Origin of the sequence: Rhodopirellula sp. UBA1907, assembly GCF_002337565.1 — a bacterium.
Classification (GTDB): Bacteria; Planctomycetota; Planctomycetia; order Pirellulales; family Pirellulaceae; genus Rhodopirellula; species Rhodopirellula europaea.
The window spans coordinates 1-3,046 of the sequence record NZ_DDGH01000069.1 but is presented as its reverse complement, the minus strand read 5'-3'; the positions used below and the strand labels follow the sequence as shown (position 1 = coordinate 3,046).

Below are 3,046 nucleotides of genomic sequence, written 5' to 3'. Positions count from 1 at the left end.
TTGCTACCAGACCGACTGCACCCCAATGATGGAACCTTCGGTTATAACGGCGACAGTCCCTACCATGGTGCTTACCCAGGTGGATCCAGGACTTGGGTTTTCCCCGATGAGCGCGCCGTGGTTGACGATTCCGGAACAGTGTATTCGACCGAGTCACTCACCAGGCTCAACAGTTTTGGCGTGAGGATCGATGAACTCGATTTCTGGGAAGAAAGTATACCAATCGTTCTCTCCGGACAAACGGTCACGGCGTTCTCGAACAGTCTGCTACCGACCGGAAGCAAGACGCTTTCTTATGAACCGGACTACTTCTTTGTCAACGATACAAACGTTTTGGCGTTCCAGTTTGACGTCAATGCGAATCATGGTTTTGAAGTTGAAAGCTTCTCGATCAATGAACTGAATACGGCAAGTCCCGGCATTGAGGTGGAGCCTGTCGGCCTGCCTTTCACCCCAGACAAAATCGATTTAGCTGCTGACGGAACCGTCCTGATCTTTAGTCAGGCGCATCGGAGCCTTTTTCGGTGGGATCCCGTATTGGAGGCGTATACCGACTCCGTACCTTTGATAGGCGCCCCTGAATACATGGCTTACTCAGCGACCAACAATGTCGCTTATTTGGCGTACGAATCCGGTTTGATTCGCCAAATTCAATTTGACCAAGATTCGCCGGAAGAAACCCCGTTTGCCACGTTGCCAAGTCGCCCAGCTGGACTGGCGACTGCAGGTGAGTATCTGTTTGCTGTCGATCCGTCTGGGGCGTGGGTCAGCCATTACACTTTCGCGCCTGATGGTACCGCAATTGACGAAAAAGACTGGAACCATTTCTCGCGCGAATTCGTTTGGAACGAACCAAATCGCAAAATTTACCACTTCAGAGACGGGACGTCGCCAAACGATCTGCACTCAGAGGAGATTGAACTAGACGGCAGCATCGGCGCTCAAAGCGAAACGCCTTTGCACGGCGGGCCATTTCAACATCCGATTCGCGTTGCCCCCGACGGAAGCGTCGTGGTGCTCGGGTCGGGTGCGATCTTCAACGCGGAAACACTCACGCAACTTCCCTACTCACTCTCGAATCAAATCAGCGACGCGGCTTGGGTAGATGGAAAGTTGGTCACGCTCCGTAACATTGATGGTGTCTCGGAGCTGCAGAAATGGGCGGTGCCGACGTATGCGAACGTAAAGACCCATCAGAACGAGCGTCAAGGTTATGCGTTGCTTGCAGTTCGCGAAGATCGCCTGTTGTCGGTCAATATCGACGATTCTGGCGTTCCAGTTTTTGAGATCTACGATTCAGATCTCTTGCCAGCATCAATCGTCGATGACGGAAAAAGTCGACCCGAAATTGTCTGGGACATGCCGGAGCCTATCTACTATGGCGATCCCTTGACGGAAGATCAGCTAAACGCCAACTCCGAAGTCGCGGGCGATTTCGCTTATTCGCCAGAACTTGGAAGCGTTCTAGCGGCCGGAAGCGAACAGCAGCTAAGCGTGGTCTTCACGCCTCACGACAATGCGAATTACCAAACAGTCACCATGTCCGTCTCCATTGACGTCATCGGTCTTGATTACGGCGACGCTCCCGCAGGCTCTGTCAGCGGTTTCGCTTCCGACTACCCGACTCTCGCGGCTGATGATGGGGCAAGGCACATTGCCGGGGATCTTTACCTTGGTGACGCGATCGACTCCGATTTGGATGGCTCTGTCGATACTTGGGCTGACGGTGACGAACGAGACGATGGAGTTTCTCTGCTGACTTCCATCATTGCACTTCCCAATCATCCAAGTTCGTCAAGCTTGAGTGTCGTTGCTTCAGACACCGGGGTTGTGGACGCTTGGCTGGACATGAATCGCGATGGGGATTGGGATGACGAGGGTGAACAGATCCTCAAAAGTTTCCAAGTGGCCGCAGGTTCTCAGGTTGTTCCTTTCGATCTTCCGGCAGGAGCTGTTGCAGGAAATACCACGCTGCGTGTTCGTTTGAGTTCTGCTGGTGACCTACAGCCCACAGGGTTCGCGAATGATGGCGAGGTGGAAGACCATCAGGTTCTGATTCAAGACCCCTCCGAGGGATTTGTTTTGGACGCATCTCTTATCGGCTCTAGTGTTGAGATCGACAGTGATGAGGGCGTGTTGCAGTTCAGAACCGATGGCACCGTCCTCGCGTCGGTTCCGGCTTGGATATTTTCGATCGTTAACGTTGATGGAACTGAACAGGATGATGTCTTTGACGTCGAAACGGACGCCGAAGGAGAGGTCGTGGTGCGGGGCAGTGGCGGTGATGGTTTCGATTCGCTGGTCATCGCCGGTGCCGGAGCCTTGCTCGATCTGCACAGCCTTGCTGCGGGTGAACTGACAGATATCGAACAGATTGATATTCGTGGCGTGGGTGCCAACAGACTGGACTTAAGTGTGGAAGCTGTCGGGAATGTTACCGACGATGCTACTACCCTGGCAATCATCCACGATGAAGATGACAAGGTCGTCTTCGGAGATGGTTGGACTGCGCAGCCTCCAAGAATGATTTCGGAAGTGCCCTATCATGTTTTAAGCGGAGATGGCGGAGCCGAACTGCGTGTTTCCAATCCGTACTTGCTCACCAATCCGCTGAATTCCTTTGACGTCAATCGGAGTGGCAACGTGTCTGCATTGGATGCACTCCTAATCATCAATCGTCTGAACCTCGTCGGCGAGGATTTTGATGGCGATCGTTTGGTTAGTTCTGCCGACGGTATGTACCTGGACACATCCAAGGACCTGAAGGTTACTGCGTTGGATGCTCTGCGTGTCATCAATCAATTGTCGGTGCAACATGCAGGCGGAGAATTTGTCGACTCAACAATCTCTCCACAGGCGAGTCTTGCGGCAGACATTGATGGGGAAGTCGAGGCGACGACGGACAGACCAAACTTCGGTATTTCACAAGCCTCGTCGAACAGTGTTTGGTCGTATCTCAGTGACTCGTTAGTTGACGACGCTATGGCCGACGAGGATTTGTTGGATGACGAGCACTTACTCTTCTAAGAACCTATCCGAGAACCCC

1 protein-coding gene is annotated in these 3,046 nt (G+C 52.9%); it reads left to right on the top strand.

Going from position 1 to position 3,046, the window contains the following annotated elements:
* Positions 1-333: 333 nt before the first annotated feature.
* Complete coding sequence (locus B2R17_RS15080) at positions 334-3,027, top strand: GEVED domain-containing protein (protein WP_286764632.1); 2,694 nt, start codon at positions 334-336, stop codon at positions 3,025-3,027.
* The last annotated feature ends 19 nt before the right edge of the window (positions 3,028-3,046 follow it).